General features: G+C 65.4%; 1 protein-coding gene. It reads left to right on the plus strand.

What is annotated here, in order from left to right; genetic code table 11:
• A partial coding sequence (locus tag RM572_RS29030) for an aromatic ring-hydroxylating oxygenase subunit alpha (RefSeq protein ID WP_311676340.1) occupies window positions 1-471 on the plus strand: 471 nt, incomplete at both ends.

The raw sequence follows: 471 nt of genomic DNA on the forward strand, positions 1-471 counted from the left end.
GGTCTATGTGGCCCACGAGAGCGAGGTCAGCGAGCCAGGTGACTACCTCACGCGATTCATCGGCCATGACCCCGTCGTGGTGGTGCGCGGCAAGGACGGCGTCGTCAGGGTGCTACTCAACCGCTGCACCCACCGTGCCAACAAGCTGTGCAACGCCGAGATCGGCAACGCCAACTCGTTCCGGTGCCCATACCACGGCTGGACTTTCAGCAATACCGGTGCACTGCAAGGTGTTCCGATGCGTGAGGGCTACGGTGACACCTACCGCGAGCTGCGCGCCGAATTGGGCCTGGCGCAGGCGCCGCGGGTGGACGACTACGGCGGGTTCGTCTTCGCGTCGCTCGCCCCCGATGGGCCGTCGCTACTCGAACACCTCGGCAACGCCACCCGCGCCATCGACCGCCTCCTGAACCTGTCTCCCACACGCAAGATCGACCTGCGCGCCAATTGGATGAAGCATCTGCACCACGC

The sequence above is a fragment of the Streptomyces hazeniae genome, assembly GCF_031845485.1.
Classification (GTDB): domain Bacteria; phylum Actinomycetota; class Actinomycetes; order Streptomycetales; family Streptomycetaceae; genus Streptomyces; species Streptomyces hazeniae.